This is a genomic window from Spirulina subsalsa FACHB-351, from assembly GCF_026130165.1.
Lineage (GTDB): Bacteria > Cyanobacteriota > Cyanobacteriia > Cyanobacteriales > Spirulinaceae > Spirulina_A > Spirulina_A subsalsa_A.
In genome coordinates this window covers 20,550-35,519 of the sequence record NZ_JAIHOM010000050.1, presented here as the reverse complement: position 1 = coordinate 35,519, position 14,970 = coordinate 20,550, and the positions used below count along the sequence as shown (strand labels likewise).

The window sequence follows — 14,970 nt, the reverse complement described above, 5'->3', positions numbered from 1 at the left end:
ACGCAACTTGTATTGATAGGAAAGAATGAGCATCTTACGAAATGCAAGTGATTCTCTTAATTGTATTACGATTAAGAAAAAGCCGTCCTAGAAGGACGGGGCTTTAGACCCAGGGTTTTTGGTAAACTTTTTGGGCATCAGGATGGAGGAGAACTTCATACATCAGAACGAAGGGTTCTCCAACTCCTGTACTGCTTCTTGGGAGTGGCTTGATTTTGCTTAACTCGCTCTAGCAATCCAGGAATTTCTAATAGTTCTTGGGTTGCCGTCTTGCTTTCAGCATTAGCCAAATAAGCTGCAAAATCAGCCAGCACCCGTAAGCGCTCAGGAGAGAGTTGTTTGAGTGAATCATTAAGCTGATTCTGTATCCTGGATGGGGGAATTATCGATAGTACCCATTGCCGACTTCTCGCTTCTTAAGGTTCAGTCTCCATTTTAGGACAACTCAATGCAGTTGTTCTGGGGAGGTGACGGTGGCTAAGACTTATTGAATTTGAGTGAGTTCGATTTCCAAGCTGGTGACTCGTGCTTCGATTTCCTGGGGCTAATTTTGAGTAGGTTGCCCTGTTACTGATTCACCAAACTCTATGGATTGAGCGTAAATGCTCACATCAGCCCACAACGCTGTAGACAACGGTGGAGAACCAGATCCTCGGGACATTGGGCGATTAGTTGCTGGAACATAGCATAGGCTTGAATATATTGGCCTTGATCAAAAAATGCGATCGCCTGCTCAAATTCCCCTCTCATTGCCGTCTTTTTCGCCTGCAACGATGGGGAATCACAATTGTACACCTCATAAATCCGCACGGCGTTCTTCTTGCCTTTGACGGTAATTTGACCCAAATAACGGGTTAAGTAGCGATCGCACTCCTCCAACCCCAACAACGTACTTTCACTGACAATCACTTTCGCCCCAAACTGTTTCGTAGACTCTTCCAAACGAGAGGCTAAATTCACCGCATCAGCAATCACCGTCGTTTGTAAGCGTTCCTGTTCCCCAATCGTCCCTAACATCAAATTTCCCCGATGCAAACCAATCCCGATATTAACCCTCGGATACCCTTTGTCATGACCCATTTTATTAAATTCTTCCACTTGAAACTGCATCTCAATAGCCGCCTTTAAAGCATGATTCGCATTACGGGGAAATAAAGCCATCACCGCATCCCCAATGTATTTATCAATAAATCCCCCATTGTGTCGAATAACCGGACTCACATAACTGAGATAAGCATTTAAAAATTCAATATTTTTCTGGGGGGACATACTTTCAGAAATACTGGTAAAGGAACGAATATCCGCAAATAAAACCGTCATATCTTCCTGTACCTGATCCCCCAAACCTACATAGATAATACTCTCTCGTTGGAGAAAATTCAAAAACTCATGGGGGACAAACCGTTTTAACGCTAAATTGTAAGCTTTTAAGCGTTTTTGAGCCTCAATAAACCGCCGTTCTAATAAGTAAGCAACACAGCCAATAAAGAACAACATTCCCCAATAATAAAGCTGAAAATGTGCGCTTAAAGGTTTAAAGAAAACATAGGTGATAATGTCATAAATCATCACCACCATCAATACAATAAAACCCAGGGCAAAGATTCTCGCTTCTTGATTGCCGTTGAGGGCAGTTCTCACAACAAGCAACAGTAAAATCAAAGCACTCGTAACCCCTAAAAACTGCGTTGGGTGGGCGGCCAGTTCCCAAAATCCTAATGAGCCGAAAATCAAGGCAATGGGGGCATAACTTAAATGAATTTGCCATAAACGCCGAACAATGCCATAGCGACGTTGACCAAAAATATGTTCAAAAAAGAGGCACAAACTGGGGGGGATAAGATGAAAAGCCGTGTGGTGAATATAAGTCCAAAAAATGCTATAATTAAAGATTAAACGAATGGTGTGGGTAGGGGTGATGGTGTAGATGCCAAGGAGTAAAACAAACCAGCCGAAAGAAATATAATAGCTTTTTGTGGAGGTAAAGAGAGCGAAAATAAGCGGAAATAGACCGCAGAAGATAAAGAGCAGACCGAGGGTTAATTGAATGCTATCCTTTAGAATTAACGCTTTAAATAATTGGTCAGAGTTGCCAATTTTGAGTAAGGTATCATAGCCTAAAGTAATACTTTTACCTGGAACATGAACTTGAAGATAGAGAGTTTCCGTCGCAAAATCTGGAGGTAAAAAAACAAGGGGAAATTTACCCTCATTGGGGCTTAATTCTCCTGTGGGGGCGAACTCGTCATAACTATAGATTAATTGACCCTGGAAATAGGCATGAAGCAGATGGGGGATATTCTGAAAATATAAGCTGGGGAAAGACCAATCTCCGGGGGGAAGGGAAACCGCTAACCAAAGGGTTTGGGTGTGGGGGGGAGGTTGTAACTGCTGGGGGAGGGGGAGGGGAGTCCAATCCTTTTGGGGAGGTTCTAGCACCCAGAGGGGAAGGTTTTCTGGGGTGTTGGGGGAGTTTCCCCATCGATAAAGCCAACCTGTACTGAGGGGGGTGGGGGTGGGAGCGGCCTTGTCAAGGTGGTTGGTTTGGCTGAAACTCAGAAAGATGAACAATACTGCGAGGACGAGCAAGAGGAATCGCAGGAAAGTCATCGGGGGCAGTAATTTCATAAACTAAAGCCGTCCCTTGTTGCGGGTGGAGTGGTAAACAAGATTGAGCCAGACACAAGGCAAAACTTGGGTTACTGCTAGGTTATCAGAAAGAGGGAGTTTGAGGGAGCGATAAAACCCCGTCCTCAAAAACGAGGGAGTCGTCCAGACGAGTAATGTTTTAGGGCGGGGATACATGGACTCCCTCAAGCCAACCGACGGGGGTTCGATGCCCCGATGGTTGGCTAATGTATCAATTGTAGTGAGGAGGGGAGAGAACTTAAGGGGCTAACCTGAAGGGGTTGGCTAAAATTCTTGCAAAGATTCGTAGACAACCGACAAACTCCCATTAAACTGTAGAGATATGGCTGAGGCACAATAAAATTAAAGTCTGATGAGTAAGCCCACTCGGTTGACTTCCCGTTCAACACTGGGGGATCTACCCTTACATTTTTTCCAGGTGAGTCCCAATACTCTTGGGCAATTTGTCGCGCAACAATTTCATCAAGAGCCTTGGCTACCGGGTGTGATTATTGCTAATGAGGGGAAACTGTTGGGGATGATTTCCCGACGAAAGTTTAATGAGTGGATGAGTTCTCCCTATGGGCCAGATATTTTTTTAGAACGCCCCATTGAGGTGTTTTTAAGTATTAGTCAGCCGCAGAAAAGTTTTTTGTTGTTTCCGGAGGAGGAGAAGATTACTCGGGCGCTGGTGAAGGCGCTGGAACGGACGGCGGATAATGTGTATGAACCGTTAATTATTACCTCGCGGGATGCCGTAAATCCGGATTTAGGGAATCATTTTTTACTGGAATTTCAAACGCTGGTGCGGGCCCATTCGGAGATTACCCAGAATTCTATCCATGAGGCGAGTCAGCACCGTTTAGCCCTCAAACGTTCGTCGGAAAAGTTGGAACAACAGGAACAGAAGGTGAAAAAAATTAGCCAACTGCTGGAGAGTCAACAGGGGGCGATCGCAGAACATCAACAACTAGCGGCTAAACAGGCGGAGTTAGAACAAGCGTTACAAGATGTCTCCCATCTGAATCAACATTTACTCCAGATGAGTGCGAGGGCGACACAGGAAGGAAAGGCGGCCTTTGGGGGAACCTTTGCGGGGATTAATCTGATTGTGGAAAATACCAATGATATTGTCGAGATTGGGCGATTGTTAAGTGAGGAACTCGATAAGATTTACACCACCTCTCATTTAATTAAACGTATTAGTGAGCAGGTGTGGTATTTGTCGGTACAGGCGGCCATTGTGGCGAATCAGTCGGATACGGAAATTTCCCGCTTCAGTCAAATTACCAATGAGATTGGCAATATGGTCAATCATAGCCTAGAAGCCAGTCGGGAAATGAACCGGGTGGCCAGTGCCTTTACGGAAAAGTTGTCGAGTTTAACCACTTCAGCCCAAACGGGGTTAAAATCAGCGCGATCGCTCATTAAGAAGATCCAACGAGCGCAACAAGCCTTAGAAGACCTAGAAATGCTGGTGATTGAGGCCGGAGTGGATCCGAGTACCTTTGCACCCGATGACTTAGCCACGGAGATTTCCGATTTGCCCGATTCGGGAGAAATGTTACTCGCTAGTTACACCGAAGGGGCGCAAACCTTAGCGCAAAAAATTGCCCACACCGAAATCAGCCTCTCCGATTTAGGCACCATTCCCCAAAACCCCGATTCCACCTTCCTCATCCAGAAAATCCAGCGCACCCTCAAGCGTCATCGGGATGCCATTTTAGAAGGGGATCATTTTGAGGATGATGATCTCGGGTGAACTACCCCACGGTATAGAAGGATGGGCAATTCTGCTCAATACAATGGCATTTTCCCGACTTCCCCTCTCCCCCGCTCCCCTGCTCCCGATTAGGCGCTAAAGCGCAACTACGAACCTGATTTCAGCAAGCCCTAATTAAGTTAATAGGCGATCGCACAGCCATCAGCCCGAGGTTCAGAACCCGCCACCAGTGAGCCATTGTGCCGTAAAATCATCTGACCCTTGCCGAAATGATGAAACCCCGTCACCGCCACTTGATGCCCCCGTTTTTGCAAACCACTGGCAATCTCAGCACTCACCCCCGACTCAATCACCACATGATTATCTCGTAAAAACCGCCAGCGCGGGGCATTTAACGCCGTTTGGGGATTCATCCCATAATCCCGCAGATTAACCACCAACTGTACATGACCTTGAGGCTGCATTTGCGCCCCCATCACCCCAAAAGGCCCTAACGGTTGATCCCCTTGGGTCAAAAAGCCCGGAATAATCGTGTGGAAAGGGCGTTTCTGGGGAGCCACTTGATTCGGGTGTCCGGGAGTGAGAGTAAAAGCCGATCCTCGATTATGGAGCGCGATTCCCGTATCTGGGACTAAAATCCCACTGCCAAAGCCGTTAAAATTAGATTGAATCATAGAGATCATCAGTTCTCCATCCGCCGCGCAGAGATACACCGTCCCCCCTTTCGGCAAACCGGGATCCGCTACGGGGAGGGCATGATCTTGAATCACTTGACGGCGACTCTCGGCATAGGATTTAGAGAGCAATTCCTCCACCGTCACCGACATATAGCGCGGATCCCCAACGTGGCGGTAAACATCGGCAAAAGCCAGTTTCATCGCCTCAATTTGTAGGTGGTAACTCTCCACCGACTCCCGAGGATACTGGGCTAAATCAAAACCTTCGAGGATATTGAGGGCGAGTAAAGCGGCGATGCCTTGGGTATTGGGGGGCAATTCCCACACGGAGAGGCCGTGATAGTCGCTGTGGATGGGATTCACCCATTCCGAATGGTGTTCGGCTAAATCATCAAAGCTCAGAAGTCCCCCGGTATCATTGGCATAGTGGGCGATTTGTTCCCCCGTTTCCCCGCGATAGAAATTTTCGCCCCCATGTTTAGCAATCCCTTTCAGGCTGTAGGCATGGGCATCACTGCCCCACATTTCCCCCGCTTTAGGCGCACGGTTTTGGGGGAAAAAGACCTGTTTAAAGGTTTGGAATTCCCGGCCTTGGAGGGGGAGATACTGTTTTTCGGCCCGTTGCCACGCTTGGGCTGTAATAGGGGAAACGGGAAACCCTTCCTCCGCGTAACGGATAGCGGGTTCAAAGAGATGGGCAAAGGCGAGGGTTCCCCAACGGTGCCAGATATCGTACCAAGCGGCCACAGCCCCGGGTACCGTGACCGAGAGCCAACCGAATTCGGGGATGTTACCCAAGGGGTCGAAATGGTTTAAGTTTAAGGCTTTGGGGCTTTTGCCTGAGCCGTTAATGCCGTGAAGTTGGCCGTCCCAGACGAGGGCGAAAGCATCGGAACCAATACCGTTTGAGGTGGGTTCAACGACGGTGAGAGCGATCGCCATGGCAAGGGCCGCATCTACGGCATTACCCCCAGCGAGCAGCATTTCCACCCCCGCTAAACTCGCTAAATGCTGACTGGTAGCTACTGCGCCCCGTTTCCCCATCATCACATAACGGGCAGCAGAGTAGGGAGAATGGGACAAGTCCAAGGAATTTATCATGCTATCTAGGGCTTTTTGTCCTGTTGATGGACTTTTCCGGAGAACAAGACAAGGAAAATCTCATTAAAAGGTTGGTTGGTGATGCTCACCCCCTCTGATTGATAATAACAGTTTACTGTTAGGGCAGACGACTAAGAAACCGTTAAACTGATGTTGTATATCGGGCAATAGAGAGGAGTATATGAGTAAACGTCACTGGCTAGAAATTACCGAGTATGTCGGCATCGTGGCCTCCCTATCGGGGACTGTGGCCACAGTAGTGACACAACAGGCCATCTATGCGGCCGCTCCTTTAACGGTGACATTGGGACTAAATACCCTCAATCGTCAACGTCTTGCGGCACAAGTGGCGCGCCTTTTACCCATTGAAACCCAGTTGGTGGAATTGACGCAACAACAAGGTCAACTGGTGGAATCGACGGCACAAATTGAACCCCGCATTACAGGACAATTGGAGGAGTTACAGCAGCTATTACTGGCAATACAAGCTAAGTTTGAACCGATTACAGCACAATATCATCAACTTGAAACCCAATATCAGACCCTCGAAACCCAAGCGCAAGGGTTATCTCAATCCAGTGAGGAAAAATGGGGGGCGATTCAACAGGTTTTAGATGGAGTGGTGGGAGAATTACCCGCCCTGCGGGAACAGTTTAACTCGGTCTGGGATGAGTTACGCCCCTTGCGGGAACAGTTGCCTGCCCTACAAGAGCAACAACGGGAATTAGCTATGACTTTAACGGAGGTGAGTCAGCAAACCTCCCAACGGGTGGCGGCGATACAAGAGGAACTCTCTCCGCTTCAAGGGCAATTAAGGACTCTGGCACAGCAGCAAATTTCGAGTCAATTTGTGCAGGAACAATTGACTCCCATTGAAGAGAAATTGACCCAACTCCACGGCCAATGGGAGGCCATGACTCACCGTCAAGGTCTGTTGAATACTTTGCAAGAGCGCCTAGATAGGGTCAATGGGGAAATTAGCCAACTCCATCAACAGCTAAACAGTCTCTCGGTGTCTGCCTTGGGAACCGATGAGGCTCAAGCTAACGCCATTTTGACGCAATTAGAGGCGTTAGACCGTCAATTTAAGCAATGGCAAGGGGAAACCCTTTCCGCCCCTTCTCGGGTGGATTTAAGCCCCTTAGAGCGCGAAATTAGCGACCTCAGAGGGGCGTTGCAAGGGGTACAAGGTCAAATCAAACCTCTGCTCGATCCCCCGGTGCTGGAAGAATTGGCGAGTTTACGGGAGGCGATTCTTCTCCGAGAGGCTGACGCGGAGGCAGAGTTACAATCTCCCCCGACTCCCCCGGTAGCGGAGGAGGATGTTGAGACTCCCCTGATGGAGGAGGAGGAACCGCCCGTGGAATCGGAGCTAGAATCAGAACCAACTCCCCCGGAAGTCCCGGATTTAGAAGAGTTGGGGCGAGAGTTGACTGAAGGGGTGCGCGGTCTGGGGGATAATTTGGTGGGGTTTGGCAGTACCTTACGGGATGCTTTTGGTCGCTTTGCCGCTTCTCGTCTCAATCCGGAAAAAGAGGCGGCTTTGTTAGAGGTTTGGCATTGTGTGGAGACGTTACCCAGTGAGTTGGAACAGGTGCGCACTGTTGCCCTGAGTGGGTCGTTTATCGCCTCTCCTGACGCAGATTATGGCATTAAATTATGGGATCGGGAAAGTTTGAATCCCCGACGGATGTTTATGGGACACCGGGATGAGGTGTTTTGTCTGGCTTTTAGTCCCGATGGCGGCCGTTTAGTCAGTGGCAGTGCGGATAATTCCCTAAAGTTGTGGGATGTGAATACGGGGAAACTTCTGCACACTTTTGAGGGACATTTTCATGGGGTGAGTCAGGTTCTTTTTAGTCCTCACGGTCAAACCATTGCTAGCTGTAGTTATGATAAGACGGTGAAACTCTGGGATGTGGGGACGGGGCGAGAGTTACGGACGTTAAAGGGTCATTGGGATCGGGTTTATGCGATCGCCTTTTCTCCCGATGGTCAAACTTTAGTTAGTGGGAGCAGTGACGGCACCCTGAAAAGTTGGGAGGTGCAAACGGGGGAAAAATTAAGTAGTCAAGCGGTGGGGGGAACCTTACATAGTTTGGTGTTTAGTCCCGATGGCCGGACTTTAGCCAGTGGGGGCAGCGATCGCAAAATTCGCCTCTGGACGGTTCCCCCTCAACAGGAATTGAACAGTATTCGCTTACTCAATCAAGTCTACAGTCTCGCCTGGCACCCCTCCGAGTCCCTACTTGCCAGTGCCACCACCCACAAAACCATTACCTTCTGGGATACCACCACAGGGGAGAAGGTGGCGCTGTTGGCGGGTCATGAAAATCGAGTCAATGCGATCGCCTTTTCTGCCGATGGTCAGCAGTTGGTCAGCGCCAGTCAAGATGGCACCGTTAAGGTATGGGAAAAACGCAAGGATTCGGTCCGATAGAGTCAAAAAGAGCGATGGTCAGTACCATCGCTCTAATTCTCATCCTGCCTCCAATCTTAACGATTGGGTTGAGGGGTCATGCGTAAATAGGGTTTAATCTCATTCACCCCTTTCGGGAATTTTTGTTTCGCTTCGTCCGTTGGGATAGAAGGCACCACTACGCAATCATCCCCATCTTTCCAGTTTACAGGGGTCGCCACTTGATAATTATCGGTTAATTGCAACGAATCAATCACCCGCAGAATCTCATCAAAGTTGCGTCCGGTGCTAGGGGGATAAGTAATCGTCAGCCGTAATTTCTTGCTGGGGTCAATAATGAAAACACTGCGCACCGTAATATTAGAACTAATGCTGGGGTGAATCATCCCATAGAGTTCAGACACCTTTTTATCCACATCCGCCAAAATGGGATAGTTCACCGTGGTGTTTTGGGTTTCGTTAATATCCCCAATCCACCCTTGATGAGAGTCCGCGTCATCAATACTCAAAGCAATGACCTTAGCGTTGCGTTTCTCAAATTCTGGTTTCAGTTTAGCCACTTCCCCTAATTCCGTGGTGCAAACGGGGGTATAGTCGGCTGGGTGGGAAAATAACACCACCCAACTATCTCCGGCCCAGTCATAAAAGGAAATTTCCCCTTCACTGGAAGCTTGCGTGAAGTTGGGGACAGTATCACCGAGTTGTAATGCCATATTTACGAATTCTCCTGTATGAATACACTTGCTATGGGGTGCAATTGAATACTCTTTCACCTGCTACGCGAGGTGGCGATGTCTTAATTAGAAGGGTTTATCCCTCCCGACGGCGGGATTCTCGCCCCGGTTGGCGAAAGTTTAGCTGGACAACACCCCCAGTTTTAGCCTTGGGGCTTATTTTTCACATCATCCCATAAAACTACGGTATTCCCATCGGGTTTTTGTGAATTATTATTACCTGATCTGAGAATGAACACTCTCGGAAGGGTTAAGGGGCAAATAGGGAATTCCCCAGTTATCTTGTTCTTTGAAGGTCTTCCGGGTTTGCCCATCCCTGATAGAATGAGAAAATCGGAAATAAAAGTTAACCAGATCAAGTCATTCTGAGAACCTGACTCCTCAAGCTGGGGAGCTAGGATAGCCAGACCCATGGAGGGCTGTGGCAGCAGGGCAGTCAAAGCAGTGTATCTAAACCTGTATAATTGCCCTGATGACTAAACTTCTGTAGAACTGAGTGTCCCTGAGCGTTCAGATCGGGGAAGGTCAAAACAAAGTACAGTGCCTGATTGTACTGTGGTTTTCCCATTCAATCTCAATCATGGGGGTGGGGTGGGATTCAAGCGATAAATAATGATGAGCAACGGTTTAGGAGGACTTTAATTCAATGAAAAAATTGGCGAGTGTAATTGCTGTAATTGCTTTAGTATTAGGATTTTGCGGTTTTCTGGGACAACAACAGGCGATCGCCGGAGGTTTAAATCTGACCTCTTCGACGATGCTGTTGGCAGAATACCAAAACCCAGCCGATGCCATGCTACAAACTGAATTCGGCAAAAAAATTGATCTCAATAACACCAACGTGCGGGCATTCCGTAAATTAAAAGGGTTTTATCCCTCCTTAGCCTCTAAAATTGTGGAAAATGCACCCTACCAAAAGGTGGAAGATGTGCTGAACATTCCCGGCCTGTCTGAAGGGCAAAAAGAGCGTTTACAAGCGAATTTAGAGAACTTCACTGTGTTAGATCCGGTGGATGTGTTCGTTGAAGGGGGCGATCGCTTTAATAACGGATACTACTAAAATTCTTGGAGGGACTCGGTAACGATTCATCCGCCACGCCCTCCCGGTGAGCCAGATTTTCCATAACCCACTCCCCAAGGAGTGGGTTATTCTATTTGAAATTCATTTTTTCAGGCAAATGACCCCATCTTCTGACCATGCCCCCCTTCCCGCCCAGTTTGATGTGTTAGTCGTCGGTAGTGGTGCGGCCGGTTTATACGCCGCCCTCTGTCTCCCCTCCCATTATCGGGTGGGTTTAATCACCAAATCAACCCTACAAGTCGGGGCCAGTGATTGGGCCCAGGGGGGAATTGCGGCGGCCATTGATCCCAAGGATTCCACGGCCCTCCATGTGGAGGACACCCTCAAAGCCGGGGCGGGATTGTGTGATGTTCCGGCCGTCGAGTTTTTGGTGGAAAATGCGGCCGAGGCGATCGCCCGTTTAGTCGATTTAGGCGTAGCCTTTGACCGTAAAGCGGACAAATTAGCCATGACCTTAGAAGCAGCCCACTCCCGCCCCCGCGTCCTCCACGCCGCCGACACCACCGGACGCGCCATTGTCAGTACATTAGGGGAAAAAGTCCTCGCCTGCCCCAATATTCAAGTATTTGCCCAGGCCTTCGCCCTCAAACTCTGGCTGAATGACCAGCGCCACTGTGAGGGATTGGCCATCTGGTATCAAGGCCAACTCCATTGGTTAAAAGCCTCGGCCGTAGTCCTCGCTACAGGGGGGGGCGGTCAAGTGTTCGCCCAAACCACCAACCCCACCGTTAGCACAGGGGATGGGGTAGCACTCGCTTGGCGGGTAGGGGCCAAATTGCGGGATCTGGAGTTTTTCCAATTCCACCCCACCGCCCTGACCAAACCCGGCGCCCCCCACTTTCTCATTAGTGAAGCGGTGCGGGGGGAAGGCGCTCATTTAATCGACGAGGCCGGGCGACGCTTTGCTTTTGACTATCACCCCCAAGGGGAATTAGCGCCCCGGGATGTGGTCAGTCGGGCGATTTTTAATCATTTAGCCAAAACTAGCCCCGATCCCGCTCAGGCTCATGTTTATCTGGATTTATCCCCCATTCCGGTAGACCGTTTACAGTACCGATTTCCTAATATTATTCGGGTCTGTCAACGGTGGGGGATTGATTTATTTAAGGAACCTATTCCCGTAACTCCGGCTGCCCATTATTGGATGGGAGGAGTCGCCACGGATTTAATGAACCGCACCACGATTTCAGGCCTCTATGCCATTGGGGAAACGGCCAGTACAGGAGTTCACGGGGCTAACCGTTTGGCGAGTAATTCTCTATTGGAATGTTTGGTTTATGCGGGACAGTTGGCCAAGTTGGAACTCTCGCCCCCTCCCGCCCCCTTTGCCTCCCCCCGTCAACCCTTAACCCTGTCTGAGATGCCGGAATTGGGGGAATTACAAGCCTTGCAAGGGGAGCTACAACGCTTGATGTGGCACAGTGCAGGCATTTCTCGCCATCAAGAAGTGTTAACTGAGGCGATCGCACAAGTCCAAGCTTGGCGCTCCTCCATCCTTACCCTACCGTTAGCGCAAACCCTCCAACAGCTAAACCCCGATCATTTCCTTCCGGCAATTAGTGAAAACACGGATACGGTTATCCGTACTTTCACAGAAACCCTAAACCTGCTGGACTTAGCCTATTTAATTCTCCAAAGTGCCTTGTTTCGGACTGAAAGTAGAGGGGGACATTTCCGCAGCGATTTCCCACATCCTTCAGAAGCTTGGCAAGTTCACACCATGATCTTGTCAGAAAACTGGCACACAGAACCCTGTGCAACCTGATAGGTGAGTGAACCTTAAAATGGCAACGAACTTTTGAATAAAAACAGCGATTTAAAAGTAACGCTTATCAATTCTATAGTTTTAACTTAAGTCTTAGAGTACATCAACAATACCCCAAATCTGATCCCCATTCTTCAACGGTCTAATCCTAAGAGTTAACCCTTAAGAATCGATCTGGTAGCGTGTTCCAGACCCTTCTGAATTATCTGGCCCTCCTCGGTCTGGGGGTTCAAAACCGCCCCCTTTCTGCTGATGGGAATTAGACCAAGAAACCAATAGACTCGAATCATTCAGACCCAAACCACTCCAGCTATTCTCCGAGACTGTATTAGAAAACAAGACATTAGAAAACAAGACATTAGAAAACAAGACATCTGGGTTAACCCTCCCGAGAGTGATTTTGTTTTCTACCCCCATGATTTCATTAGAAACCCCGAAACACAAAGCCCCTAGGAATGGGATTCCTAGAGCGACAGTTACAATACCAATGGAATAAAGACCTCTAAACATGACCTTAGCCAGCAACACCTTTCTGCGATTGTTTACTTCTGGAATTCGACTTCTGTGATTTTCTATCTTGAGTATATTCACGGACGAGCCATTTGATCAAAAAACTTAATGATTGTTTTTTCCGTGTCTTTATGTTACTCACAGGAGAGAATAGAGGCTAAATCGAAGTTAGTTGGGGGAGAAAACACGCTAAAACTCTGTAAAACAGAGGGTTGCCGCCGTTGACTAAACAAAAATCAGGACGATTCAGATTGAGATTTTCTTTATACGTCTTAACAATATACAACTTGGGCATATCTTTGACAAGGTGTATGTTACAATTATTGATTTTGCTCCCGTTGGATGCGAAATGCCCAATTCAAGCTGATGTTATCTCATGTCCTCACCTTTTCCCACCCCTAAGCGCCCCTTCCGGTGGACTCACCTATTACAGTCACCGCGACTACGCTGGAGTTTAATTGTTTTGTGGGCAGTGGGGGCGGGATTGCTCACGGCGGGGGATGACCGGGTAACACAAAGTCTAGAACGCAATACCCAGAGTTTATTGTTTCAAGCCCGGCTTTTTTTGGACCCGCCCGATGTACCAGAAGAGATTGTCATTGTGACCTTAGATGATGCCTCCCTCTCGGCCGCCCAAAAATTTGAGGGAGATCCCCAACGGGCGGAGATTACAGAATTACTACAAAGCTATCCCTGGCCTCGTCGTACCTATGGTTTAGTGGTCGAGCGTTTGCTGGAAGCTGGGGCCAAAACCGTGACCATTGACTTACTGTTTGACCTCCCCAGTGGCTACGGAGAAGAGGATGATCAGGCGTTCCAAGCGGTTTTAGAGCGCTACGTGGGGAAAGTGACCTTGGGGGCGGCCTACTTGGAAACCATGAGTGAGGAGGGGTCAGAGGTGCAACTATTTGAACCCTTTGCGGTGTTGAACAGCCCTAATTTATCCTTGGGGTCGGTGAATTTCCTCACGGAGGCCAATGAGCGGGTCTATCGTTTAGGGGCGGTATATCAAGAACAAATTGCCAGTTTCCTCAATTTGCCCATTATTCCCTCTCTCGCCCAGGCGAGTTTAGAGAGTGCGGGAATGGTGATTCCTCCCGCGAGGGGGGAAGGGATCTTTTATTGGGGTCTGCCTCATCGGACTTTCCCCCATGTTTCCTTTTGGCGGATTTTAGATCCCGAAGAGTGGCCGCGACTGGAAGAAGCGGGGGTTTTTCGGGACAAAATTGTTCTGATTGGCACCACCTCGGCCACCTTTACGGATTTCCAGCGAACTCCGGTTTCTGAACGGATGCCGGGGGTAGAAGTTCATGGCCATGCGATCGCCACTTTATTAGAGAATAAGGCAATGGCAACCCTGCTCCCCCACTTTGGGTTAAAGGGTTTTATTGTCACCCTCGCTGTTCTTAGTTTAGGCTTGGCTGTCGATCGTTTCGTCCAACGACCGGGGCGACAACTACTCTGGGGTTTAGGCTTTATGGTCTTGTGGTTAGGGGGGAGTTATATCCTGTTTAGTTATGGTCAATGGATTCTTCCCACAGCGATTCCGGCGATCGCACTTTTCCTCAGCAGCTTCTCCAGTTTCTTCCTCGCAGCCATGAGTAACCAACTGGAAAAACTGCGCTTGCGGAACACCTTAGAACGCTATGTCGCCGAACCCGTAGTTAAAGAAATTCTCAAACACCCCGATAGCTTTTACACCATGTTACCCGGTCATAAACTCAACGTGGCCGTTCTTTTTTCCGACGTGCGAGGATTCACCACCTTATCGTTTCAACTCCCCCCCGAGGAATTAATAGCCCAACTGAACACCTATTTCCACACCATGGTTGAGGCCATCGTGCAGAATAACGGCACCCTCGACAAATTCATTGGGGATGCCGTCATGGCCGAATTTGGCTTTCCCCTCTCCCACGGCCCGGAAGAAGATGCCCTCAACGCCATTCGTGCCGCCCTCACCATGCGCCAAGACCTCGCCCTCCTACGGCAATATTGGCAAGCGGAAAACCGTCAACCCCTATTTAACGGGATTGGCATCAGTTACGGGGAAGTGATTGCCGGAGATATTGGCTCATGGCGACGACGGGAATATGCGGTCATGGGGGATACGGTGAATATTGCCAGTCGGGTGGAAGGATTGACCAAGGAGTTGGGGACAGATATTCTAATTACTGAATCCCTCTATGAACTGGTTAAGGATAAGGTGGAGGTGACAGACTTGGGAGAACATCAACTCAAAGGTCGATCGCTCCCTGTGCGGTTATATAGTTTGGTGGGATTATCAGTGAAAGATGGGAATTGATAATTGATAATTGACAATTATTTCCGATTC

General features: G+C 48.8%; 8 protein-coding genes. 5 read left to right on the top strand and 3 right to left on the bottom strand.

Annotated elements, in window-relative coordinates; genetic code table 11:
• Positions 1-606 precede the first annotated feature (606 nt).
• A complete protein-coding gene (locus K4A83_RS11765) occupies positions 607-2,628 on the bottom strand; it encodes an adenylate/guanylate cyclase domain-containing protein (RefSeq protein WP_265264747.1) in 2,022 nt (673 codons plus the stop codon).
• 373 nt (positions 2,629-3,001) lie between these two features.
• Here K4A83_RS11765 and K4A83_RS11760 point away from each other — a divergent pair, with 373 nt between their 5' ends.
• Positions 3,002-4,390, top strand: coding sequence for a hypothetical protein (locus K4A83_RS11760; RefSeq protein ID WP_265264746.1), 1,389 nt, complete (start codon positions 3,002-3,004; stop codon positions 4,388-4,390).
• A gap of 140 nt (positions 4,391-4,530) precedes the next feature.
• Here K4A83_RS11760 and K4A83_RS11755 read toward each other — a convergent pair whose 3' ends face one another.
• Complete coding sequence (locus K4A83_RS11755) at positions 4,531-6,129, bottom strand: gamma-glutamyltransferase family protein (protein ID WP_265264745.1); 1,599 nt, start codon at positions 6,127-6,129, stop codon at positions 4,531-4,533.
• 181 nt (positions 6,130-6,310) lie between these two features.
• Here K4A83_RS11755 and K4A83_RS11750 point away from each other — a divergent pair, with 181 nt between their 5' ends.
• Positions 6,311-8,569, top strand: coding sequence for a WD40 repeat domain-containing protein (locus K4A83_RS11750; protein ID WP_265264744.1), 2,259 nt, complete (start codon positions 6,311-6,313; stop codon positions 8,567-8,569).
• Between the two features lie 56 nt (positions 8,570-8,625).
• Here the strand turns inward: K4A83_RS11750 and K4A83_RS11745 are convergent, their stop codons facing one another.
• Entirely contained in the window at positions 8,626-9,261 is a 636-nt protein-coding gene (locus K4A83_RS11745; protein ID WP_265264743.1) for a peroxiredoxin, read from the bottom strand.
• A gap of 667 nt (positions 9,262-9,928) precedes the next feature.
• Here K4A83_RS11745 and psbU point away from each other — a divergent pair.
• The 3 genes from psbU to K4A83_RS11730 all read left to right on the top strand — a co-directional run bounded on the left by psbU (position 9,929) and on the right by K4A83_RS11730 (position 14,940).
• Positions 9,929-10,342: a photosystem II complex extrinsic protein PsbU gene (gene psbU / locus K4A83_RS11740; RefSeq protein WP_265264742.1), complete on the top strand. Its 414-nt coding sequence runs from the start codon at positions 9,929-9,931 to the stop codon at positions 10,340-10,342.
• 118 nt (positions 10,343-10,460) lie between these two features.
• Positions 10,461-12,128: an L-aspartate oxidase gene (gene nadB / locus K4A83_RS11735; protein ID WP_265264741.1), complete on the top strand. Its 1,668-nt coding sequence runs from the start codon at positions 10,461-10,463 to the stop codon at positions 12,126-12,128.
• Positions 12,129-13,014: 886 nt separating this feature from the next.
• The gene (locus tag K4A83_RS11730) at positions 13,015-14,940 is read left to right on the top strand and encodes an adenylate/guanylate cyclase domain-containing protein (protein WP_265264740.1); all 1,926 of its coding nucleotides are present in this window, start codon (positions 13,015-13,017) and stop codon (positions 14,938-14,940) included.
• The last annotated feature ends 30 nt before the right edge of the window (positions 14,941-14,970 follow it).

Excerpts from the sequence above, each read along its gene's own strand:
- K4A83_RS11730 (WP_265264740.1), top strand. The coding sequence starts at position 13,015 with ATGTCCTCACCTTTTCCCACCCCTAAGCGCCCCTTCCGGTGGACTCAC.
- K4A83_RS11760 (WP_265264746.1), top strand. The coding sequence starts at position 3,002 with ATGAGTAAGCCCACTCGGTTGACTTCCCGTTCAACACTGGGGGATCTA.
- K4A83_RS11755 (WP_265264745.1), bottom strand. The coding sequence starts at position 6,129 with ATGATAAATTCCTTGGACTTGTCCCATTCTCCCTACTCTGCTGCCCGT.
- psbU (WP_265264742.1), top strand. The coding sequence starts at position 9,929 with ATGAAAAAATTGGCGAGTGTAATTGCTGTAATTGCTTTAGTATTAGGA.
- nadB (WP_265264741.1), top strand. The coding sequence starts at position 10,461 with ATGACCCCATCTTCTGACCATGCCCCCCTTCCCGCCCAGTTTGATGTG.
- K4A83_RS11765 (WP_265264747.1), bottom strand. The coding sequence starts at position 2,628 with ATGAAATTACTGCCCCCGATGACTTTCCTGCGATTCCTCTTGCTCGTC.
- K4A83_RS11745 (WP_265264743.1), bottom strand. The coding sequence starts at position 9,261 with ATGGCATTACAACTCGGTGATACTGTCCCCAACTTCACGCAAGCTTCC.
- K4A83_RS11750 (WP_265264744.1), top strand. The coding sequence starts at position 6,311 with ATGAGTAAACGTCACTGGCTAGAAATTACCGAGTATGTCGGCATCGTG.